Source organism: Nonomuraea sp. B19D2 (assembly GCF_040137845.1).
In the GTDB taxonomy this organism is placed as follows: domain Bacteria; phylum Actinomycetota; class Actinomycetes; order Streptosporangiales; family Streptosporangiaceae; genus Nonomuraea.
In genome coordinates this window covers 23,183-45,067 of record NZ_JBEFAK010000001.1, presented here as the reverse complement: position 1 = coordinate 45,067, position 21,885 = coordinate 23,183, and the positions used below count along the sequence as shown (strand labels likewise).

Below are 21,885 nucleotides of genomic sequence, written 5' to 3'. Positions count from 1 at the left end.
GGGCTCCTCGCGCTGCGGATATCCCGAAATATCCCACCGATATTGGAATTCTCACTGTAGCCACCAGAAGGGGCTGGGACTGGCACTTTGCGCTAGATCCAGCCGCGCTCCCGGGCCGCCAGACCCGCCTGGAAGCGGGTGATGGCGTTCAGGTCGCGCATGACGGCGTGGATGCGGCGCTGCACCGTGCGCAGCCCGAGCCCCAGCGCCCGCGCGATGGCCTCGTCCGTCAGGCCGCCCGCGAGCAGCGCGAGCAGATCTCTGGTCAGCTCGTCGGGCTCATCGGTGGGCCGGGGTGCCGCGCGGATGGGCAACCCCCGCCGCCACTCCAGTTCGAACAGCGCGATCAGCGCGTCGAGCAGGGCTGACTGGTGCAGGATGAACGCCGCGTCGATGGAGTACGACCCGTTGCGGATGGGGATCAGCGCGAGCGTGTCGTCGGCGATCCACATCTTCGCCGCCGCCCCGGCCACCACGCGGGCCTTCTCCCCGCGTGCCATGGAGTCCTGGATGAGGCGTAACTTGCCGGGAAGCGCCAAGGACTCCCGGTCGTACACGCTGCGGTAGTCGATGCCCGACTTGAGCATCCGCCGCTCGCGCTCGACGTTGTCGGCGTGACCGCTCATGACATATGGGGGCTTGTCGATGTTGCGGAACATGGTCTGGGCGCTGTCCTGCAGCGCGTACGCCCTGCTGATGATGTTGTCGGTCCCCGTGATGACCTCCACCTGCTCGGCCGGATGCGTCGCGTAGCGGGAGGCCAGACGGAACGACATGGTGAGCTCGTGGATGGCCGTGCGCACCTGGTGGAGCTCCTCCTCCTGGCGGGTGAGCAGCGGCCTGATGGCGATGTCGGGGGCGACGGCGACGTAACGGGCGCGGCGGCCCGGCAGCCTGCTGGCAAGGCCGCGCCGCGCGAAGGCCGCCAGCGTGCGGGCCGCGAGGAGCGTCGAGACGCCGCAGTGCGTGGCGAGCTCGTCGGCGGACGATCGCGGGTTCTCGACGAGTGTCGCGTACAGGCGGCTCTCGGCAGCTGACAGGCCGATCGCTTCGAGCATCGGCGACGCCCCTTCTCCCGCTGACGGGGTGGCGGGTTACCGCCACCTGGCGGGTTTTGGCCCGTTCGGCGGTCTTGTGCCCTGACTGATCACCAGATTAGGTCAGCGTGTAAACGATCTCCATCGCGCGCGGGCGACGATGGCCGGTGCTACTCACGTCTGGAGAAGTTGTGCGCATGCTGTCCACCCCCCGGCGCCGCAGACTCGTGGCCTTACTCGGGGCCGTACTCGCCGTGCCGCTCGTCGCGGTCCAGGGAACGGCCACCGCGACGATCACGAACGCCAAGGTGAACGCTCCGGTAGCCGGCACGCCGCCGGTCAAGGTCACACTGATCACCGGGGACACCGTCATCTACGCGAAGGACGGCGCGGGCCGCGCGTCGGCCACCCTGGAACCCGGCGCGGGCCGCGAGGCGCGGACGTACCAGGCCGAGCAGGACGAGCACGGCTACTACGTGATCCCCACTGACGCCGCGTCTTACGTCAGCAAGGGTCTGCTGGACAAGGAGCTGTTCAACGTCGACTACCTGGCGGCCAACGGGTACGGCGACGCCAAGGCCGCGCAGATCCCGCTCATCGTCCAGTACCAGTCGCAGACCAAGTCCGCCGACCTGGCGGGCAAGGCGAAGTCGCTGAAGGGCGGCGCGGAGCCGGTGGTGCTGGAGAGCATCGACGGCGCCGCGATCAAGGTGGACAAGAAGCAGGCCACCACGTTCTGGCAGTCCCTGGGAGGCGGGCAGGACAACGCCAAGGCCCTGAAGAGCGACCTGCGCAAGGTGTGGCTCGACGGCAAGGTCAAGGCGCTCGACGACGTCAGCAACCCGCAGATAGGCGCCCCCACGGCCTGGGCGGCCGGCTACGACGGCACGGGCGCCACGGTGGGCGTCATCGACACCGGCATCGACACCGCGCATCCCGACCTGCAGGGCCGGGTCACCTCTGTCCGCAACTTCGTCCCCGCGGGCAAACCAGGCGGCGGCAACCCCGACGAGGTCGCCGACCGGGTCGGCCACGGCACCCACGTGGCGTCCATCATCGCGGGCAGCGGCGCCGCCTCGAACGGCAAGTACCAGGGCGTCGCCCCCGGCGCCCGGCTGACCATCGCCAAGGCGCTGGACGACACGGGCAGCGGCAACAATTCCGAGATCATCGCGGCGATGCAGTGGCAGGCGGCCACCGCGCGCGCCCGGGTGGTCAACATGAGCCTGGGCAGCAACAGCCCGACCGACGGCACCGACCCGCTGAGCCAGGCGGCCAACGAGCTGACCGCCGAGCACGGCACGCTGTTCGTGGTGGCGGCGGGTAACTCGGGCCCCGGCCGGTACACCATCGCCTCTCCCGGCGCGGCGACCTCGGCGCTCACCGTCGGGGCGGTGGACTCGGCCGACAAGATCGCTTCCTTCTCCAGCCGCGGCCCGCGCCTGAGCGACGACTTCGCGATCAAGCCGGAGATCACCGCGCCCGGCGTGAACATCATCGCCGCCCGCGCGGCGGGCACCTCGCTGGGCGAGGGCAGCAGCGTCCCGGGCGGTGGCCCGATCGACGACCACTACACCGCGGCGTCCGGCACCTCGATGGCCACGCCGCACGTGGCGGCCGCCGCGGGCATCCTCGCCGTCCAGCACCCCGACTGGACGGCCGACCAGATCAAGACCGCGCTGACGGGCACCGCGAAGCCGGGCGACGCCCCGGTCTACGACCAGGGCTCGGGACGGCTGGATCTCGGGCAGGCCGTCACCCAGCAGGTCTTCGACGACCTGGCGACGGTGCACGCGGCGTTCACCGACCCGTACACCGGCCAGACCCTGACCAGGAAGGTGACCTTCCGCAACACCGGCAAGGAGCCTGTCACGCTGGCCCTGTCCATGACGCTGAAGCGCGGCGACGCCCAGCCGCCCGCCGGGATGGCCACGCTCACCCCGTCGTCGCTGGCCGTTCCCGCCGGCGGCACGGCGAGCGCGAACCTCACGATCGAGCCCACGCTCGGCGACCCCGGCTGGTACGAGGGCCGCCTGACGGCCACCGCGGGCACGGCCCGGTTGACGGCGCCGATCGCCCTCCACAAGGGCGCCGAGATGGACACCGTGCGCATCAGGTTCGTCGGCAGACCGGAATGGACGGTCAACCCGGGCATCGTGTCCGCCGTCCGGGTCAGCGACACCGACCCGCTCCTCGACGGGGAGCCGATGAGCGTGGCCACCGACAACTGGCGGGCCACCGACACGCCCGGCACGTTCGAGACCGAGTTCAAGCTCGCTCACGGCGGCGTCTACTCCATCGGGGACACACCCTGGTGGTTCACCCAGCCCGACCGGCAGCTCCAGTACGGCCTGCTGCTCGCCCCCGAGATCAAGCTCGACGGCGACACCACGGTGACCCTGGACGCGACCGACGTCGAGCCGATCCAGGTGAGCACGCCGCGCACGTCGGAGCCGGTGTTCATGAACGTGATGACCGTCCGCACGACCGCCTCGGGCCGGATGTACGGGGGCGCGTCGCTGCTCAGCTACGAGCCCGTCAACACCGGCAAGTACTGGGTCACGCGGGTGCGGAAGGCGCCCACGGTGGGCACCTACACGTTGCTGTTCGACCAGATCCGCCGCGCCCCCGAGGTCGAGCTGGCCGTGCCGGGGGTCCGGCTCAACCCGCACTACGTCAGCGAGCACGACCCGCTGGTGCCGAAGTTCACCGCCGACAGGCACCTGAGCCTGACCACGGGCGACGACATGCGCGGCGGCGCGGACGTGCGCGGCAAGCTCGTCCACCTCCCGGCCAGGGACTCGCTCCAGCTCTTCCTGGCCGACATGGATCTGGCCATCAAGGCGGGAGCCGCGGGCGTGGTCACCAGCGACCGGTTCGCCTGGCTGCTCACCGCCTCGGCGTACACGGCCCAGAACAAGATCCCGGTGCTGTGGATCGACAGCGGCGAGGCCGACCGGCTCGGCAAGGCGCTCGCCCGCAAGCCGTACCCGAGCGCCGCCCTGCGCGCCACGCCGACCACCCCGTTCGAGTACAAGCTGGCCTACTACGTGAAGGGGACCACGGCGGGCCGCCTGAACTTCGCCCCGAAGGCCCGGGACCTCACCGAGATCGACACCACGTACCACGCGCAGTTCGCCCCGGAGGCGGGCACGTGGGGGCCGCGCTGGAACTTCACCGAGGTCAACCACACCTACTCGGCCGAGCAGCGCTTCAGCGTCCGCGGCTCGCACGGCTACGCCGGACCCACGGCCAGGACCGAGTACTACAACTCGCCTGGCCGGGACGTGCTGTGGGAGCGCGAGTACGTGTTCTTCGACCCCGCCACGTTCAGCTCCCGCTACGCGATCTCCGCCCGGGGCTTCACCCGCGCCACCAAGGAGCGGGAGGACTGGAACGAGGCCATCGTGCCCGCGCAGCTCACGACCGGCTCCGGCCTGCCGGACTGGTTCAGCCCGACCCTCTACTGCGACGGCTGCCGCCAGGGCGACCGGCTGCGGCTGCGCGCGCTCAGCCCGGTCGGCTTCGGCTACTACTCCGACGCCTCCGACCCGAGCCACATGTACCAGGGCGCGCCGGGGACCGAGGAGATCCACCTGTTCAGCGGCGACACCGAGGTCCAACCGCAGTACGACGACCTGGAGGTGCCCTACTACACGGTCCCCGCCGGGTCCGGCACGTACCGGCTCACGGACTCGTGGAAGGACGCGTTCGCCGGCAAGCACTCCGGCACCAGCGTCGAGACCACCTGGACCTTCCACTCCGCCCGCCCGGCGGCCGGCAGCGCCCCGTACGCCTGCCTGGACGCCGTGCTGTGGGATGACAAGCAGCCCTGCGCTCAGGTGCCCTTGATCCGCCTCAAGTACGACCTCAGGCTGCCGGAGGACGACACGGTCCAGGGCGGCAGGCCGTTCACCTTCACCGTCAAGCCCGAGGGCGGCAAGTCGCCGTCGCTGCGGAGAGCCTGGATCTCCAGCGACAAGGGCGCGCACTGGGCACAGGCCACAGTGCTGCCCGGCGACAGGGTGCTCGTGCTCAACCCAAAGGGCCCGGGCAGCATCTCGATCAAGGTCGAGGCGAAGGACAAGGACGGCAACTCCGTCCAGCAGCTCCTCTCCGACGCCTACCTCGTGCGGTAACCGCCGCGTCGCGCCGCCGCGCCCACCGCGATCCGACCATCCACGTCAGGTCGCGGTGGGCGCCCCATTGGATGGGGACCGCCGATAGCGGGGCTCTAAGACCATCGGTGTAGACCGTCTAGGGCTAGGGGCCGATCCGCGGGGGCCTCTGGCGTGCCGATACTCCTCGTCATGTCGATCGCCTCCGTGGCGCGCCAGTCGGGCGTGCGGCCGTTTCTCGTCGGGATGTTCGTGGACGCTCTGGGCAGTGGCCTGTACTACCCGCTCACCCTGCTGTTCATCCACACGGTCACCGGCCTGCCCATGACCGTGGTCGGGCTGGGGGTGACGGCGGCGGCCGCGGTGGGGCTGGCCGCCAACCCGGTGGCGGGTGTGCTCATCGACCGGTTCGACGCACGGCGTGTGCTGATGGGCACGTACGTGCTGCGCGGGCTGGGCTTCGCCGCGTACCCGTTCGTGGACGGCTACGCCGCGCTGATCGTGGTCGCCGCGCTGGTCGCGATCGGCGACCGGGCCTACTATCCCGCCTCCGGCGGTTACATCTCGGTCCTGGCCACGGGCGCGGACCGGGACCGGCTGTACGCGATGATGTCGACCGCCAGGAACGTCGCGTTCGGCCTGGGCGGGCTGCTGTCGGCGGGGGTGGTGTCGCTGGGCGGCACAACCGGCTTCGTGATCATCGCGTCGGTCAACGCGGCCAGCTTCGTCGTGGCCACCGGGTGCCTGGTCCTGTCGGGGCGGCGCACACCGATGGAGCCGGCGCCCCCGGAGCGGGGTGGGTACCGTCGGGTGCTGGCGGACCGGCCGTTCGTCGGGCTGGTGGCGGCCGAGCAGGCGTTCACATTGACGCGGATGGTCCTTCCGGTCGCGCTGCCGGTGTACGCCGTCACGGTGCTCAGCGCCCCCGCCTGGCTGCTTGGCCTGCTGTACACACTCAACACGATCCTGGTGGCGGCGGGGCAGCTCGCGGTCCGGCGACGGCAGCGCGCCGCACGCCGTACGCACGCCATGGCCCTGGGCGGGGCAGTCCTGATCGTGTCGTGCGTCGCGTACGCCGCCGCGGCCGCGTTTCCCCCCGGAGCGCCGCGCGTCATCGCCCTGGTGGTGGCCACGCTCGTCTTCACCGCGGGTGAGCTGATGCACGCCACCCCGTCGTGGGCCCTGGCCGCGGCGACGGCACCACCCGCCCTCCGCGGCCGCTACCTGGCGATCCACCAGCAGACCTGGGCGATCGGGAACGTCGTCGCCCCGGCCGCGTTCTCGGCCCTGCTGGGCGCCGCGCCCTCGCTGCTGTGGGGCACGCTCACCGTCCTGCTCGCGCTGGCGAGCCTCACCCTCCTGCGCCTGTCCCGTCGCCTGCCGCCCGACGCCGTCACGGCGCCGGGCGCATGACGCGACACGATCACGGGTCAAGGCGGAAGAACGGCTCGTGGATTTGCTGGTCGGTTCCCACGTACGCGATGTGCTGGACGTTGTCCTTGGGCGTGTACCAGCTCGTCGGGCTCGTCCCAGGAAGGACGTGCACGACGTCCGCGAGGCCGGGGACGCTGTGTTCCCACCCCCGGTAGCGGATGCGGAAGACGAGTTCGTACTCTCCGCCGTCGCCTGATATGACCATGCGTTTCTCCTTCATTCCTCCTTTCAACAGGTCCGAAGAATCGAGTGGGAGTAGACGGGTTCCCAGATGGTCGTCGTCGAACGCGAAGGGAATCGGGACGTCTATCGCGTTCAAGACATTGTTTACGTCGTCGACGAGCAGCGCCGCGCGTCTCGCCGTACTGGGATTGGCCGCCGAGGACAGCAGCGACTGTGACGCCTTTACGTCGACGAGTTCCCGATACTGCTGCGGAGAGCCGTTGTCGTGCTCCATGAGGGAGACGATGACGGCGACGTCATCCGGCTCTCCGATCGGCGCGGGATTTCCGTCGAGGCCCCAGAATGCCGGCCCGGAGACCGTGACGGGATTCGGGTCGTCGTCGTCCATATCCTCGAAGATCCCGTAGTGGATCACGTTGTGCTCGGCGACCGACGCCGGCACGCCTGGCAGCGGCGTGCGGAAGAGCGCCGTCGTCACCAGGACGTACACCTCGTCCGAGGCGGACGCCTCGCTCGTCTCATTCAGGCACTTGATGCTTTGCAGATTGATCGCCAGTGACATTTCGACCATTTCTCCTTGCTGCCGAGAGTTTTTTCGATACGGCCCACCGGACCGCTCAGGGAAATTACTCCTTGACGGTACGGCGGCGCGTGCGGGCGCACCTGAGTAAGGACTACCTAGAAATGTTGAAAGGTTGCTTTCCACGGCAGCCGGATCGCTTCGGCTTGACCTTGACGCGACGTCAGAGGAAGGGGGTCCGCATGGAAGGTTGAGGGCGCCAGCCCTGGTGCTCGTCTCACCGCTGGCGGGATTGCGCGACATACCGAAGGCATACCGGCGGTCTCTAGTGTGGCTGGAGCTGTCACCGGCCTGGTCGGCTGCCAGCAACGTTCAGAAGTCGATCACATTGAGGATCCATCTCGTGAAGTTCAAGAGCCTGCCCAAGGCGTTCGGTACGGCCACGGTCGGCGCGCTGATCGCGGCCGCCTGCGTCGTTGCCAACCCGAGCGCGGCGGCTGCGGAGAGCTTTAACTACTCCGTGCCCTCCAAGGCCACCGACGTCCGCACATTCAAGGAGTACGTGGCGGCCAGCGGCGCGCGGCTCCAGCTCCGCATGGGCAAGTACAACGGATCGTGGTACCGGTGGGCCCGCGCGTACAAGCCGGACAGCAACCTCAACAAGGACTACGACCTGAATTTCTGGCGGGCCGGCCACGACACCTACTGCCCGGACGCCGGCACCTCTACTAGGGACATCGACGGTACGACATACACGGGCGCGCTGAAGGTCACGACTGCTCCCTCCCCCTACTGCACCTATGTCGCCACCTGGGGGCCGAAGGATTCGCCGACCGGCGGAAAGAGGATCGAATGGCACGGGAGATGACCTGATGTATCTGAAAGCCATCTCATGATCACCGGCTGATCATGAGATGGCTTTCTCATCGGTCAGGGGCCGGCAGGGCCGAAGCGTTCAGTTTCGTGTCCTTGCTGTCCGCCCTGCCTCCCCTTCTGAGCAGTCGAGACAGGCGCAATCCCATCGGCTTGACCTTGACGCGACGGCAGGGGAAGAGGGTCTGACCAGGTCCGAGGGGGTCGGACGGGGAGCCTTTTACCTGCACGGGAACCTCTGGCCGTCGATGCTCGTCGCCCCTGGCCGGAGAGTGCTGGCTCCCCTATTTGGCTCCCCCAGTACGCCAGCCGCAGTTATCGATCTTTGAGCTGTCGTCGCTGGTAGTGGCTTTGTTTCGGGGCACGGCTTGGTGGCGCGGCGGCCGTATTAGGTAGGTTGGGACATGGGTGGTGATGGCAACCGCAGCCCTGTCGCTTGCTCGGGTAGCCCAGTAGGTGGGTGAGACCATTCGGCGACTCGGGTGAAGTCGACGTCACCGCCGGAGAACTCCGCGCCGTCGAACGGGATCCAGCCGCCGGAGAACTTCGCATTGGCGAACGAGACCGTGCTGCCGGAGAAGACGGCGCCGGAGAAGATGACGTTCGCGTTGGAGAAGACGGCTTTGGCGAACGAGACCCTGCCGGCGGAGAAGACAGCACCTTCGAATGAGATCTCGCTGTCGGAGAAGGTGGCGTTGACGAACCCGGTCGAGCCAGAGAAGACCGCCCGGTTGAACATGACCACAGCGCCGGAGAAGACGGCGCTGCTAAAGAAGATTCCGTCCCCAGAAAAGACGGCACCGAGGAACCAGACACGGCCGCCGGAGAAGACAGCGCCCGCGAAGTTCGCGCTGGCGTCGAAAGTGACGCCGGTGAAGTCAAAGTCGTGTCCGTGCCAGGGGACGGCGGCATCACGCTGGAGATGGGCACCGATAAGCCGGATGGTGGTGGCGCGTACCTCGCGCATGGCACGCCAGGTGCTATGCCTGGCCGGTTCTTGGCCGATATCGGGTTCGGGTTCGGGAGGCATCCGCAGGTAGGCGCACAGAACGTCGATGCACATCTGGCGGCCGCCCGCCCAGTCGTCGGCGAGGGCGGCCAGGGCGTGGACGCCAGCCAGGCGGACTGCGGGGGCTTCGGAGCCGAGCTTGTCGGCGGCCTTGTCAAAGCGTTCGGCGTACAGCTTGGTGTCCTCGCGCCGGGCCGTCAGCCGGGCGCGCTGGTTTTCTTCCTCTGCCAGGCGCTGTTTGCGGTAGGCGACGACCAAGGCGACGGCACCGCCGATGCCGCCCACCACGGCCAGGGAAATCTTAATGATTTCCAGCAGATTGCCCGTGTCGACCATGAGCTTGGACGGCAGGCCCATCCAGGCCAAGGCAGCGGCCAACAGTCCGCCAGCCATGAGCGTGGCTGCAACCAAGGTGACAGCCAGGGCGGTGCCAATGTGCAGCAGTTCGACCGGACGCGGCTCAGCGGTGCCTTGGTGGGGTGCTCGCCGGAGCAGGGGAAGGCGTGGCATATTTCACACAATGCCGGACCCATCTCACGGTGAGTGGGTGATTGGGGAGTCTGTTGGCGGATCGTGTTCCTGCGCCCCTACCAGAGCACCCGCACGGGAACCTCTGGCCGACGATGCCCGTCGCCCCTGGTCGGAGGGTGTTCTAGCCGATGCGGCGGCGCTGACTCGCGCAAAAACCGCCAAGCGACTCAGCGAGACCGATCATCTCTCTCTGAACGGTCTGGCAGAGAGGATTGGTGTGTCAAAGGGTCGTGCTGCCCAGCTACTTAGGGCGGCGCGCAACAGCACTCAGTGCGAGAGTCGCAACTCTTCGTCTTCCAACTAAAGATACGTCCCGGGCGATGCTCACATGCGCACACCGTCGCCTGGGACTGGAGCCCTCGCAGAAGATGCCATTGGGCGGACCGCTGGCCCGACACCTCGCCCAAAGCGCTCACTGTGAGGGCTCATCTCGGCTTGACCTTGACGCGACGTCAACGTTTCTAATCGGGGGTAACCGCGCCGAGAGAGAGGAACCCGATGGTCAGAGCCGTGCTGCGGATCGTGGGATTCGAGTTGAAGGGCCTGGCCGCCATCGGGCAGTGGATGGTGCGGCGCCGTCATGGCGTGCCGGACGGGGCGGTCGTCGCGACGTACACGAAGGCGCAGACGTTCATGCTGTCGCTGATGTTGTTCGCGATGGCGGTCGAGACCGTGGTGGTCGATCTGCTACTGGTCGCGCTCGACGTGCCCGCGTGGCCGCGCTTCGCGGTGCTCTTCGCCGACGTGTACGGGCTCCTGTACGGGATCATGCTGGCCGCCGCCTGTGTCACCAGGCCCCACGTCATCACCCCGGACGAGCTGCGCATCCGGTACGGCGTGTACTTCGACCTGCGCGTACCCGTCGATCGGATCGCCGCCGTACGGACCAGCCGCAACTACAACGAGAGCAGCCTGGTCACGGTCAAGGACGGGCGGCTCAGCGTGGCGGTCTCCTCGCAGACGAACATGACGATCGAGCTGACCGAGCCGATCGCCTTCGTGCGCCCGTTCGGCGCCCGTGCGGAGGCCACTTCGATCCGTTTCTTCGCCGACCAGCCCGAGACCGTCCTGGCGGCGCTGCGGCCCGGTCTGAGCCTCCATTCATAGGCCTAGGCGAACCCGTTTTGGCGGGTTACGTTCCTATGAGCACCATCTCGGGATCTTCCACCCTCGACCTCGGATGGAGGCGCCACCATGCCGCTCACCTGCGGAAACGGCGTGAAGTTACGCATCGCCACAGTGATCGCGTTATCCCTGGCCATCGTCCTGCCGGGCACGCCCGCCCGGGCCGCCGCAGCACCGAACATCTCGCTGGCGAACGTCAAGAACCACCTCTCCCAGCTCCAGTCCATCGCCACCGCCAACGGGGGCAACCGCGCGCACGGCCGCCCCGGCTACCTGGCCTCGGCCAACTACGTACGGGGCCAGCTGGACGCCGCCGGCTTCACCACCACCCTGCAGTCGTTCACCTACAACGGCGCCACCGGCTACAACGTCATAGCCGACTGGCCGGGCGGGGACCCCGACGACATCCTCATGGTCGGCGCGCACCTCGACAGCGTCACCGCGGGACCCGGCATCAACGACAACGGCTCGGGCAGCGCGTCCATCCTGGAGACCGCGCTCGAGGTGTCCCGCCAGTCGCTCCAGCCGGCCAAGCACCTGCGCTTCGCCTGGTGGGGCGCGGAGGAGCTGGGGCTGCGCGGATCGCAGTTCTACGTGAACAACCTGCCTGCCGCCGACCGAGCGCGGATCAAGGGGTACCTGAACTTCGACATGGTCGGCTCCCCCAACCCCGGATACTTCGTGTACGACGGCGACAACTCGGACGGCACCGGCTCCGGGCCCGGCCCGGCCGGGTCCGCGCAGCTGGAGAAGGTCATCCAGGACTACTTCACCTCGATCGGGGTGCCGACCCGGGGCACCGACTTCGACGGCCGCTCGGACTACGGCCCGTTCATCGCGGTCGGCATCCCGGCGGGCGGCACGTTCACGGGCGCGGAGGGCATCAAGAGCTCGGCCCAGGCCACGCTGTGGGGCGGCACCGCCGGGCAGGCGTTCGACGTCTGTTACCACCGCTCCTGCGACACCTCGTCCAACATCAACGACACCGCGCTCGACAGGAACGCCGACGCGATCGCGTACGCGGTGTGGACGGTCGCCACCGCCGTGCCGCCGGTCGTGGTCTGGCAGGACACGTTCGAGACGGCCACGGGGTGGACCGCCAACCCGTCAGGCACGGACACCGCCACCACCGGCCAGTGGGAGCGCGGCGACCCGGAGGCCACCACCTCCAGCGGCGCCAAGCAGCTCGGCACCACCGTGAGCGGCAGCAACGACCTGGTGACCGGCCGTCTCGCGGGTGCCTCGGCCGGCGACCACGACCTCGACGGCGGCGTCACCTCGATCCAGTCGCCGCCCATCACGCTCCCGTCCACCGGGCCGCTGAACCTGTCGCTGTCGTGGTACCTGGCTCACGGCTCGAACGCCTCCAGCGCCGACTACTTCCGGGTCCGCGTGGTCGGCACCACCACGACGACGGTGCTGAACCAGACGGGTGCGGCCGCCAACCGCAACGGCGCCTGGGCCACGGCCACCGCCAGCCTGAACGCGTTCGCGGGCCAGACGGTCCGCATCCTCATCGACGCCGCCGACGCCTCGGGCGCCTCCCTGGTCGAGGCGGGCGTGGACGACGTCAAGATCACCCGCTGACGCTCCGCGAGGCCGCGCCCCGCCCCGGTACGGACGCGGCCCCGCTGACGCTCCGCGAGGCCGCGCCCCGCCCTGGTACGGACGCGGCCTCGCCGCGCGTGGTGCAACGGACTCGCTTTGGGAGCGGGACCACGCCCCGCGCCCGCACCCAGCCGGACCGGGCCGGTTTGCCAGGCTCGGCCCGGCTGGGTGTGGCGCAACGCAGCGCTCCCCGGCCGGGGGTGGTGCCCCCGGCCGGGGAGCCCGGAGCGGTGGAGGTCAGCTGGCGGCCTTCGCGGCCAGCGCCGCCGCCGCGGGAGCCGTTCTCGGTGGGATGGAGCGGAGGTTGACGGCGTAGCGGGCGATCGAGTCCGCGATCGCGTCCGCGTCCACGTCCAGCGCCGTGTCGTTGATGTTGGCGATGGTGTCGCACGCCTGGTGGTAGCAGGCGTCGTACGCGACCCCCGCCGTGCCGCCGAACAGCGCCGCCTCCTCGGCCGTCTTGATCCCCTCGGCGCCCGTGAAGATCCCGCCCGCCGGGATGCCGACCGCGATGAACGGGCCGTAGTCGGAGCGCCCGTCGAAGTCGGTGCCGACGGTGGGCAATTGGCGCGAGCCGTAGAAGGCCTGGAACTGCTTCTCGATCTCGGCGGATCCGGGCGGCCCGGCCGGGGAGCCGACGTTGTCGGAGTTGTCCCCGTCATACAGCTTGTACGCGTAGTTCGGCGAGGCCACCATGTCGAAGTTCAGGTACACCCGGATGCGGTCGCGCTCCGCCTCCGACAGCGAGTCGACGTACTGGTCGGACCCGAGCAGGCCGATCTCCTCGGCGGCCCAGAAGGCGAAGCGGACCTTGTTCTTCACCGGCAAGAGCGCCATCTCCTCGGCGACCTCCAGGATCGCGGCGCTGCCCGACCCGTTGTCGTTGATGCCGGGGCCCTCGTGGACGCTGTCGAGGTGGGCGCCGGTCATCACGACATTGCGCGGGTCACCGAAGCGGGACTCGGCGATCACGTTGTCGTTGCTGCCGAGCACGAGCTTGGCGTCGACCTTGAGCCGGACGGTCGCGCCGGGGGTGGCCGCCAGTTCGTTGCCGACGGCGAAGTCGGCGAACACCATCGGGACCCCGGCCCGCCACTCGCCGATGTCCAGCGGGTACGCCTCGGTCCGTCCCGCCTGGCCCTCGTTGAACACGATGATCCCGGACGCTCCGGCCCGCCCCGCGTTGCGGATCTTCTGGGCGAAGGCGCAGGTGCCACGCTGGATGAGCGCGATCCGGCCGGACACGAAGCCGGCGAAGTCGGACTCCTCGCAGCCGCTGGTCGAGCTGGGCGAAGGGGTCGGCGGCAGCGTCAGGTCCACGCCCTGGACCTGCGCGGTCACGTCACCCGCCGGGGAGGGCTGGAAGGAGTAGAAGTCCTCGTTCGGCACGTACGTCTTCGAGCCGGGCGCGGTCAGGGCGAGCGTGGGCGGGGAGTTCTCGCTCCAGCTGTCGACGTAGTTGATCGGCTGGAGCGTGACCTTGTATCCGGCCTTGCGCAGCTTGCCCGCCACGTAGTCGCGGGAGGCGTTGTAACCGGGGGTGCCCGCGGCGCGGTTGCCGCCGTTGGCGTCGGCGATCGCCTGCAGGGCGTTGAGGTGTTTCTTGACGTTCGTGCCCTTGACCTGCTTGACGAGCAGACCGGCGAAGACGTCGTCCAGGCCGCCGGCGTTGGCCGGCGCGGCCATGGCCAGCGGCAAGGCGAGCGCGGTGATCAGCGCGATGGCGATTCGGCGCATAAAGGTCCCCCTACTGGACGGGAATGCGGCAGTTCCCCCGAGCCGCCAGGCGAACGTAACCCGGCCGACGATCAGTGAGAAGACCCACTAGTGCGTCAAAATCCGGACATATGCGGGTGGGCACCCGTCAGCTGGTCACTCGCCGCGACGGGCGCGGGCGCGCCGCTTGCCCTCGTGCATCGCCTGTACGCGGGCGACCGGGATCGTGTGCCCCTCCTCGACCAGGTCAGCGGGCAGCCGCTGCGGGTCCGGCATGAGCTCGGCCCACGGGTCCGCCCCCTTGAGCAGCTCGGCCGCCGTGTGCACGGTGAAGTCGGCGGGCGCGACGTCCTCGATCGACTCCCAGGCCACCGGGAAGGACACAGGCGCGCCGGGACGCACGCGAGGACCGTACGCGGCCACCACCGTGGCCCCGCCCGCCCTGGTGGAGTCGATGAACACCTTGCCCGCGCGGTCCTCGCGGATGAACGCCGTGGTGGCCAGCGCCGGATCCAGCCGCTCGGCCCGCGCACCCAGCGCGCGGGTGGCCGCGGCCAGGTCCTCCACGCCGGTCCCCGCCACCACGGGCACGAACACGTGCACGCCCTTGGCCCCGCTGGTCTTCACCGCCCCCGCCAGCCCGGCATCGGCCAGGGCCTGGCGCACCAGCAACGCCCCGCGTACGGCCAGCGAGAACGCGTCACTGCCCTCGGGCGGGTCGAGGTCGAGCACCATGTGCGTGGGATGGCCGCCGACGAAGAGCGCCGGGTGGTACTCCACGGCCCGCTGGTTGGCGAACCAGAGCAGCGTCCTCCTGTCGTTGCAGAGCGCGTACGTCACCTGCCGGCGTGACGCCTCGGCCCACACGGAGATCGAACTCACCCAGTCGGGGGCGTACTTGGGCAGGTTCTTCTGCATGAACGGCTCCTGCCCCGGCCGTACGCGGATGACCGAGAGCGCCCGGTCGCGCAGGGCCGGGATGATCCGGTCGCTGACCGCGTCGAGGTAGTCGACCAGGTCACGCTTGGTCGCCCCCGCTCCGTCGAAGAGCGGCTGGTCGAGGTTGGTGAGCGCGATCCCGTCGCGCGTCTCGTCGCTGGCCACGTCCTACCATGCCCATGACGCGCATCCGAGGTCAACAACAGGAGACCGATGACCCGCTACCTCTACCTCACCCGCCACGGCGAGGCCACGCCGGACGAGAGCGGCCTCACGCAGAACGGCCGACGGCAGTCCACGCTGCTCGGCGAGCGGCTGAAGGGCGTCCAAGCAGGAGTTGCCCGCGCAGCACGCGGACCGGCTCCTGGGCTTCGTCGGCCAGTTCCCGGAGGACGGCGGCGCGCGGCTCGCCCGTGAAGCCGAAGAGCTGTTCACCGGCCCAGTGGAAGGCGCTGCGGAAGGCACTCGCCACGAGCTGGTCGTCACGCACAACTTCCTGATCGGCTGGCTCGTCCGTGCCGCGCTGAACGCCCCGGACTGGCGCTGGCTCGGCCTCAACCACTGCAACGCCGCCCTGACCGTCATCAGGTACGCGCAGGACCGCCCGTCCTCCGTCCTGCTCTTCAACGACATGGGCCACCTGCCCACCGACCTGCGGTGGACAGGCTTCCCGCCGGAGCTACGCCTCTAGCATCTCCCGCTCCTCCCGGGTCGCGATGAGCCCGGCAGGGGCGCGGATCTTCGACTCCTCGAACGGCGCCTCCGTGGTCGGCAGCGGCTCACGCGACCTGATCGCCGTCACCCACACGCGCAGGGCGTCGAGGATCACGATGACGATCAGGACCGCGAACAGCGCGGCCAGGATCCCGTCCACGGTGGAGTTGACCACGATCTGCTCCATCGCGTCCTGGGTCTTGGCCGGCGCGAGCAGCTTCCCCTGGTCCAGCGCCGCCTGGTAGCGGTCACGCTGGGCGAAGAAGCCGAGCGTGGGATCGGCGGAGAACACCTTCTGATAGCTGGCGGTCAGCGTGACCGCGGCGTCCCATGCCAGCGGCACCCCCGTGACCCAGGCCCATTTCAGCCGGCCGCTCTTGATCAGCAGCGTCGTGGCCACGGTGAGCGCCACCGCGGCGAGCAGCTGGTTGGCGATGCCGAAGAGCGGGAAGAGCTGGTTGATGCCGCCCAGCGGGTCGTTGACGCCCACGTACAGGAAGTATCCCCAGGCCGCCACGACGACGGCGCTGGCCGCCACCAGTCCGGGCCACCAGCTCACCTTGCCGATCGGCTTCCACAGGTTGCCCAGCGTGTCCTGCAGCATGAAGCGCCCCACCCGGGTGCCCGCGTCGACGGTGGTGAGGATGAACAGCGCCTCGAACATGATCGCGAAGTGGTACCAGAACGCCTGCAGCCCCGCTCCCCCGATGAACCCGGAGAAGATCTGCGAGATGCCCACGGCCAGCGTGGGCGCGCCGCCGGTGCGGGCGATCAGGGTCTGCTCCTGTACGGCCGCCGCAGCGGCCTGGAGCTGCTCCGGTGTGATCACGAAGCCCATGTCGCTGACGGCCTGCGAGGCACTTTGCACGGTGGCCCCGACGACGCCCGCCGGGGAGTTCATCGCGAAGTAGAGCCCAGGGGTCAGCACGCAGGCCGCGGTGATGGCCATGACCGCCACGAACGACTCCATGAGCATGGAGCCGTACCCGATCATCCGGACCTGGGTCTCCTTCTGGATCATCTTGGGGGTCGTGCCGGACGAGATCAGCGAGTGGAAGCCCGACAGCGCCCCGCAGGCGATGATGATGAACACGAACGGGAACAGCGACCCGGCGAACACCGGCCCCTTGCCGTTGAACGCGAAGTCCGTGAACGCCGTGGTCTTCAGCGCGGGCATCGTGACGGCGATGCCGATCGCGATCAGCACGATGGTGCCGATCTTCATGAACGTCGACAGGTAGTCGCGCGGCGCGAGCAGCATCCACACGGGCAGCACCGCGGCGACGAACCCGTACGCGATGAGCCACAGCGCCAGCGCCGACGGGCTCAGCGTGAAGAACGGCGCCCAGCTCGACTCCTGCACCCAGCCGCCGGCCATGATCGACAGCAGCAGGAGCGCGACCCCGATCACGGTGGTCTCGACGACCCTGCCCGGCCGGATGACCCGCAGGTAGAAGCCCATGAACAGGGCGATCGGGATGGTCATGGCGATGGAGAAGACGCCCCACGGCGACTTGGCCAGGGCGTTGACCACGACGAGCGCCAGCACGGCCAGCAGGATGATCATGATGGCGAAGACCGCGATGAGCGCCGCCGCCCCGCCGATCGGCCCGATCTCCTCGCGGGCCATCTGGCCGAGGCTCCTGCCGTTGCGCCGCATGGAGAAGAACAGGATCACCATGTCCTGGACGGCCCCGGCGAAGATCACGCCGGCGACGATCCAGATGGTGCCGGGGAGGTAGCCCATCTGAGCCGCCAGCACGGGCCCGACCAGCGGCCCCGCCCCGGCGATGGCGGCGAAGTGGTGACCGAACAGGATGCGCCGGTCGGTCGGCTGGTAGTCGATGCCGTTGTCGAGCCGCTCGGCCGGGGTGGCCCTGCGGTCGTCCGCGCCCAGCACCTTGCGGACGATGAAACGGGCATAGAAACGGTAGGCGATGGCGTACGAGCCGAGTGCGGCGGCCAGCAGCCAGACCGCGTTGACGTTCTCTCCTCTGGACAGGGCGAGCACCGCCCACCCAGCGGCCCCGACGGCGGCGACCGCCGTCCAGATGATGATGGAACGCAGCTTCACCCGTTACCTCCCAGGAATGGGGCGACCCAGGCAACAACGCAGCCCGGCGTCCGGCGGCAGATCGGTGGTGAAGTGCCGCCAGCGCCAGAGCGGACGGCAGTCGATCGTCACGGGAAGCTCGGCGAGATGCACCCAGGCGGTGGGATGGGCGTACACCAGATCGGTCCCGAGTCGGCGGGCCTGCCGGGGGAGCCGGGAGCGACGCAGCGGCCTGACCGAGAACTCACCCGCATCCGCGCAGCAGAGGCCGGTCACGTGCCAGTCGAAGAACACCACTTCTTCGTCGCGCAGCGCTTCACGGGCGGCACGCGTCAACGTGATACGGGACATCTGGGGCTCCTGAGGACCAGGCAGCTCAGAGATCAACGTCGGGCCTACCCGGAGTAGTTGCTTCCGAAACGTTCCCGACGGTCCGGCGCCCCTGTCCGCGCCGACGACACCGAGGCCGATCGACCCTCGCGATCGATCGGCCGCAGACGCACAACAAGTAGGAGTCACCGATTCTGACGGGGCTTCACCGGCGACCGGCCAGGCAGCAAACTGGTCCGTGCGGCCATCGCCCTGTGCTCCTTCGACGCGAACCGTGGCTCTTCGAAGGCGCGTCACGCGGTGGCCGTCACCATGTCCGCCATCAGCGCCGGCGTCGTGGCGGGAGAAAAATCCGCACGTGCTTCGGCGTTCGATCGCCCCTGATCATGAACCGCTTGTCATCATGTGCACACACGAAGTGAGGCCCGGATGGCCATGGCGAAGGTAGGAGTGCGTGAACGTAGAGGCAGAGATCCTCGACCTGAAACGCCGGGTGGAAGCTCTCGAGACGATCGTGCGCTCCGGCCCCGGCCAACGCCCCCACCACGCCATTCCGGCGCAGAGCGGCCCGCACCGGCCCGGCCTGCCCGTTCACGTTTGCGAGAGGTCGATCGGCCTCGCCGAGCTGAAGGCCGAGATCGCGGACGTCCGCACGGAGGCGAGCCAGGACTTCGAGGCTCTCATCGTGGAGATCGCCGGTTTCCGCGCGCAGACGAACGAGAACTTCAAGTCCACCCAGTCCGAGATCATGGAGAAGTTCGACTCTCTCAGGTGCGAGATGATCGACCTCGCCCTCCGGCTCGATCGCCTGCTGGAGATAAACGGCACGTGAGACCTTTGGTGTCTTTCATCCACCTTGTGAATGGGATGTCACAGACGCAATCATCGGCGCATGAACGCTGACGTCATCGTCGTCGGAGCCGGCCTGGCAGGCCTGGTGGCGACCTGTGAACTCACCGCCAGGGGCAAGAGGGTCGCCGTGGTCGACCAGGAGAGCGCGGCCAACCTGGGCGGCCAGGCATTCTGGTCCTTCGGCGGCCTGTTCCTGGTCGACTCGCCGCAGCAGCGGCGGATGGGCGTCAAGGACTCCTTCGACCTGGCCTGGAGCGACTGGCAGGGCAGCGCCCAGTTCGACCGCCTCGAGGACGAGGACTCCTGGGCCGTACGGTGGGCCCGCGCCTATGTCGAGTTCGCGTCCGGGGAGAAGCGCGCCTGGCTCGACCAGCTCGGCATCAAGCTGCTGCCCACCGTCGGCTGGGCCGAGCGCGGCGACCTGCGCGCTGACGGCCACGGCAACTCCGTGCCGCGATTCCACGTCACCTGGGGCACGGGCCCGGGCGTGCTGAGGCCGTTCGTCGGCGGGGTCCGGCAGGCGGCCGAGCGCGGGCTGGTCACGTTCTACCATCGCCACCGGGTCGACGAGCTGGTCATGAGCGGCGGCGCCGTACAAGGGGTGCGCGGCACGCTGCTCGCCGAGGACGACTCGCCGCGCGGGGTCGCCTCCAACCGCGACGAGGTCGGCGAGTTCGAGCTCGCCGCGCCCACGGTGATCGTCACGAGCGGCGGCATCGGCGGCAACCACGACCTGGTGCGCCGCTACTGGCCCGACCGGATGGGCACCGCCCCGGAGAGCATGGTGACGGGTGTGCCCGCCTACGTCGACGGCCGCATGCTGGACATCAGCGCCGAGGCCGGGGCGCGGCTGGTCAACCGCGACCGCATGTGGCACTACACCGAGGGCCTGCGCAACTGGGACCCGATCTGGCCGGGCCACGGCATCCGGATCCTGCCCGGGCCCTCCTCCATGTGGTTCGACGCGCTGGGCCGGCGGCTGCCGGATCCCTGCCTGCCCGGCTACGACACGCTGGGCACCCTGCGCCACCTGCGCGACACCGGCCACGACCACTCGTGGTTCGTGCTGACCCAGAAGATCATCGAGAAGGAGTTCGCGCTGTCGGGCTCCGAGCAGAACCCCGACATCACCAGCAACGACCGCAAGGCCTTCCTCCGTGAACGCCTGCTCGGCAAGGGCGCCCCCGGTCCGGTGGCGGCCTTCATGCGCAACGGCGCGGACTTCGTCGTGGCCGACACCTTGGCGGACCTGGTCGCCAAGATGAACCAGCTCACGATCGAGCCGCTGCTCGACGCCGAGCTCATGCGCCGCCAGATCGAGGCCCGCGACCTGCAGCTCGCCAACCCGTACAGCAAGGACTCCCAGATCCAGGGCATCCGCAACGCCCGCCGCTACCTCGGCGACCGGCTGGGCCGCACCTCCACGCCGCACCGGATCCTTGACCCGGCCGCCGGTCCCCTGGTCGGGGTCATGCTGCACGTGCTCACCCGGAAGACGCTCGGCGGCATCCAGACCGACCTCGACTCGCGCGTCCTGGGCCTGGACGGCCGGCCCGTCGACGGGTTGTTCGCGGCGGGAGAGATCGCCGGGTTCGGGGGTGGCGGGGTGCACGGCTACAACGCTCTCGAGGGCACCTTCCTGGGCGGCTGCCTCTTCTCCGGCCGCCAAGCCGGCCGCGCCGCCGCCGGCTGACCGCCCTCGGTCACCCATAAAGCCAACCGCTCCGCCCCGGGACATCCGCCCGGCCGCGCGACCGCCGTCGGCGGCCGCGCGGCCGGGCTCACGTTTGCCGCAACAGCCGGGCCTCCACGTCCGGGTCGAGGCCGACGCTGGGGCGGTCCGGGCGCATCGGGGGCCGGCCGCCGATGCTCTGCAGCCACCGCCACGTGTCCGCCACCGTCTCCTCCAGCGGCCGGCATCGCAGGCCCGCCGCCACCGCCTTGGACACGTCGGCCCCGTGCATGAAGTCGTAGGACTCGCCCACCAGCCAGATCGGCAGGTCCGTCCACTGCTGCACGCCCGCCGCCAGGATCGGCTCGGCCTCCACCCAGCGCAGCTCGGCGTCGGATCCCGTCGCCTGCACGCACGCCTCCAGGACCTGCCCCATCGTCACGAACCCCGGCGGGCTCACCACGTTGAAAGCCCCGCCGGCGCCGCGCCGGGCCGCCTCCAGGCACCAGATGGCCAGGTCGCGGGCGTCGATGTACTGCAGAGCGAGGTCCCTCGGCGCCGGGGCGAGCACCTGGCCGCCGCGGGCGATCCTGGTCAGCCACCACGGCAGGCGTCCGATGTTCTCGTACGGGCCGAGGATCAGGCCCGCGCGTGCCAGCAGCGCCCGCTCGCCGAAGGCCGCGACCGCGCCCAGCTCGGCTCCCGCCTTGTTCCTGGCGTAGTCGCCGTCCCCGTCGTCCGCCGACGCCGCCACGATCGGGGCGCTCTCGTCCGCGCCGAACGGCACCGGCGGCGCGTAGACCGAGCGGCTGGAGACGTAGACGTAATGGCCTGCCCGCCCGGCCAGCAGCGACGCGGTGTCCCTGACCGCGACCGGCGCCCACGACCAGGTGTCGATCACCACGTCCCACTCTCCGCGCTCCAGCGCCGCGAGCCCGCCGGGCGCCGTCCGGTCGCCGCGCAACGCCGTCACACCGGCCGGCGGCTCGTGGCTGCCCCGGTTGAACGCCGTCACCTCCCAGCCCAGCGCCAGCGCCTCCTCGACGACCGCCCGCCCCACGAACTCCGTGCCACCCAGCACCAGCAGTTTCATGCCATCCACCTTGGCCCGCCGGCTTCCCGCGCGGTAGGTGCGCACGCCATCAGCGGAATCGCCAGGAGCGAAAGCCTG

Annotated in this window: 16 protein-coding genes; 8 read left to right on the top strand and 8 right to left on the bottom strand. The window is 69.5% G+C overall.

Features of this window, described 5'->3' with window-relative positions:
- Positions 1 to 92: 92 nt before the first annotated feature.
- Entirely contained in the window at positions 93 to 1,058 is a 966-nt protein-coding gene (locus ABN273_RS00200) for a helix-turn-helix domain-containing protein (RefSeq protein WP_349446525.1), read from the bottom strand.
- A 176-nt stretch (positions 1,059 to 1,234) separates the two neighbouring features.
- Between ABN273_RS00200 and ABN273_RS00195 the strand changes: the two genes are divergently transcribed.
- Both ABN273_RS00195 and ABN273_RS00190 read left to right on the top strand, forming a co-directional pair.
- Entirely contained in the window at positions 1,235 to 5,176 is a 3,942-nt protein-coding gene (locus ABN273_RS00195; RefSeq protein WP_349446524.1) for a S8 family peptidase, read from the top strand.
- Positions 5,177 to 5,347: 171 nt separating this feature from the next.
- Positions 5,348 to 6,568 (top strand): MFS transporter, encoded by a 1,221-nt coding sequence (locus tag ABN273_RS00190; protein ID WP_349446523.1) that lies wholly within the window; start codon positions 5,348 to 5,350, stop codon positions 6,566 to 6,568.
- A 10-nt stretch (positions 6,569 to 6,578) separates the two neighbouring features.
- On the opposite strand, the gene ABN273_RS00185 is transcribed toward ABN273_RS00190, so the two are convergent.
- Entirely contained in the window at positions 6,579 to 7,334 is a 756-nt protein-coding gene (locus tag ABN273_RS00185; protein ID WP_349446522.1) for a hypothetical protein, read from the bottom strand.
- A 361-nt stretch (positions 7,335 to 7,695) separates the two neighbouring features.
- Between ABN273_RS00185 and ABN273_RS00180 the strand changes: the two genes are divergently transcribed.
- Positions 7,696 to 8,160: a hypothetical protein gene (locus tag ABN273_RS00180; RefSeq protein WP_349446521.1), complete on the top strand. Its 465-nt coding sequence runs from the start codon at positions 7,696 to 7,698 to the stop codon at positions 8,158 to 8,160.
- 393 nt (positions 8,161 to 8,553) lie between these two features.
- On the opposite strand, the gene ABN273_RS00175 is transcribed toward ABN273_RS00180, so the two are convergent.
- Positions 8,554 to 9,684, bottom strand: coding sequence for a pentapeptide repeat-containing protein (locus tag ABN273_RS00175; RefSeq protein ID WP_349446520.1), 1,131 nt, complete (start codon positions 9,682 to 9,684; stop codon positions 8,554 to 8,556).
- Between the two features lie 519 nt (positions 9,685 to 10,203).
- Here ABN273_RS00175 and ABN273_RS00170 point away from each other — a divergent pair.
- Positions 10,204 to 10,812, top strand: coding sequence for a hypothetical protein (locus ABN273_RS00170; protein ID WP_349446519.1), 609 nt, complete (start codon positions 10,204 to 10,206; stop codon positions 10,810 to 10,812).
- A 111-nt stretch (positions 10,813 to 10,923) separates the two neighbouring features.
- Positions 10,924 to 12,417, top strand: a complete 1,494-nt coding sequence (locus tag ABN273_RS00165) for a M28 family metallopeptidase (RefSeq protein WP_349446518.1) — start codon at positions 10,924 to 10,926, stop codon at positions 12,415 to 12,417.
- A gap of 258 nt (positions 12,418 to 12,675) precedes the next feature.
- Here ABN273_RS00165 and ABN273_RS00160 read toward each other — a convergent pair whose 3' ends face one another.
- Both ABN273_RS00160 and ABN273_RS00155 read right to left on the bottom strand, forming a co-directional pair.
- Positions 12,676 to 14,175 carry a M20/M25/M40 family metallo-hydrolase gene (locus ABN273_RS00160; RefSeq protein WP_349446517.1) on the bottom strand — a complete coding sequence of 500 codons (1,500 nt, stop codon included), beginning with the start codon at positions 14,173 to 14,175 and terminating at the stop codon, positions 12,676 to 12,678.
- A gap of 135 nt (positions 14,176 to 14,310) precedes the next feature.
- Positions 14,311 to 15,258: a DNA polymerase domain-containing protein gene (locus tag ABN273_RS00155; RefSeq protein WP_349446516.1), complete on the bottom strand. Its 948-nt coding sequence runs from the start codon at positions 15,256 to 15,258 to the stop codon at positions 14,311 to 14,313.
- Between the two features lie 172 nt (positions 15,259 to 15,430).
- On the opposite strand from ABN273_RS00155, the gene ABN273_RS00150 reads away from it, so the two are divergent.
- On the top strand, positions 15,431 to 15,784 hold the full coding sequence (locus ABN273_RS00150) for a histidine phosphatase family protein (protein ID WP_349446515.1): 354 nt from the start codon (positions 15,431 to 15,433) through the stop codon (positions 15,782 to 15,784).
- Here ABN273_RS00150 and ABN273_RS00145 read toward each other — a convergent pair.
- Together ABN273_RS00145 and ABN273_RS00140 are read right to left on the bottom strand one after the other, a co-directional pair.
- A complete protein-coding gene (locus ABN273_RS00145; protein WP_349446514.1) occupies positions 15,773 to 17,881 on the bottom strand; it encodes a carbon starvation CstA family protein in 2,109 nt (702 codons plus the stop codon). The two genes, ABN273_RS00150 and ABN273_RS00145, sit on opposite strands and share 12 nt — an antisense overlap.
- 3 nt (positions 17,882 to 17,884) lie before the next feature.
- Positions 17,885 to 18,211 (bottom strand): hypothetical protein, encoded by a 327-nt coding sequence (locus ABN273_RS00140; RefSeq protein ID WP_349446513.1) that lies wholly within the window; start codon positions 18,209 to 18,211, stop codon positions 17,885 to 17,887.
- Between the two features lie 433 nt (positions 18,212 to 18,644).
- Here ABN273_RS00140 and ABN273_RS00135 point away from each other — a divergent pair, with 433 nt between their 5' ends.
- Together ABN273_RS00135 and ABN273_RS00130 are read left to right on the top strand one after the other, a co-directional pair.
- Positions 18,645 to 19,022 (top strand): hypothetical protein, encoded by a 378-nt coding sequence (locus tag ABN273_RS00135; protein ID WP_349446512.1) that lies wholly within the window; start codon positions 18,645 to 18,647, stop codon positions 19,020 to 19,022.
- A gap of 60 nt (positions 19,023 to 19,082) precedes the next feature.
- Entirely contained in the window at positions 19,083 to 20,735 is a 1,653-nt protein-coding gene (locus tag ABN273_RS00130) for an FAD-binding dehydrogenase (protein WP_349446511.1), read from the top strand.
- A gap of 88 nt (positions 20,736 to 20,823) precedes the next feature.
- On the opposite strand, the gene ABN273_RS00125 is transcribed toward ABN273_RS00130, so the two are convergent.
- Positions 20,824 to 21,807, bottom strand: a complete 984-nt coding sequence (locus ABN273_RS00125) for an NAD-dependent epimerase/dehydratase family protein (RefSeq protein WP_349446510.1) — start codon at positions 21,805 to 21,807, stop codon at positions 20,824 to 20,826.
- Positions 21,808 to 21,885 lie beyond the last annotated feature (78 nt).

Excerpts from the sequence above, each read along its gene's own strand:
- ABN273_RS00185 (WP_349446522.1), bottom strand. The coding sequence starts at position 7,334 with ATGTCACTGGCGATCAATCTGCAAAGCATCAAGTGCCTGAATGAGACG.
- ABN273_RS00195 (WP_349446524.1), top strand. The coding sequence starts at position 1,235 with ATGCTGTCCACCCCCCGGCGCCGCAGACTCGTGGCCTTACTCGGGGCC.
- ABN273_RS00170 (WP_349446519.1), top strand. The coding sequence starts at position 10,204 with ATGGTCAGAGCCGTGCTGCGGATCGTGGGATTCGAGTTGAAGGGCCTG.
- ABN273_RS00130 (WP_349446511.1), top strand. The coding sequence starts at position 19,083 with ATGAACGCTGACGTCATCGTCGTCGGAGCCGGCCTGGCAGGCCTGGTG.
- ABN273_RS00160 (WP_349446517.1), bottom strand. The coding sequence starts at position 14,175 with ATGCGCCGAATCGCCATCGCGCTGATCACCGCGCTCGCCTTGCCGCTG.
- ABN273_RS00190 (WP_349446523.1), top strand. The coding sequence starts at position 5,348 with ATGTCGATCGCCTCCGTGGCGCGCCAGTCGGGCGTGCGGCCGTTTCTC.
- ABN273_RS00140 (WP_349446513.1), bottom strand. The coding sequence starts at position 18,211 with ATGTCCCGTATCACGTTGACGCGTGCCGCCCGTGAAGCGCTGCGCGAC.
- ABN273_RS00200 (WP_349446525.1), bottom strand. The coding sequence starts at position 1,058 with ATGCTCGAAGCGATCGGCCTGTCAGCTGCCGAGAGCCGCCTGTACGCG.
- ABN273_RS00125 (WP_349446510.1), bottom strand. The coding sequence starts at position 21,807 with ATGAAACTGCTGGTGCTGGGTGGCACGGAGTTCGTGGGGCGGGCGGTC.
- ABN273_RS00175 (WP_349446520.1), bottom strand. The coding sequence starts at position 9,684 with ATGCCACGCCTTCCCCTGCTCCGGCGAGCACCCCACCAAGGCACCGCT.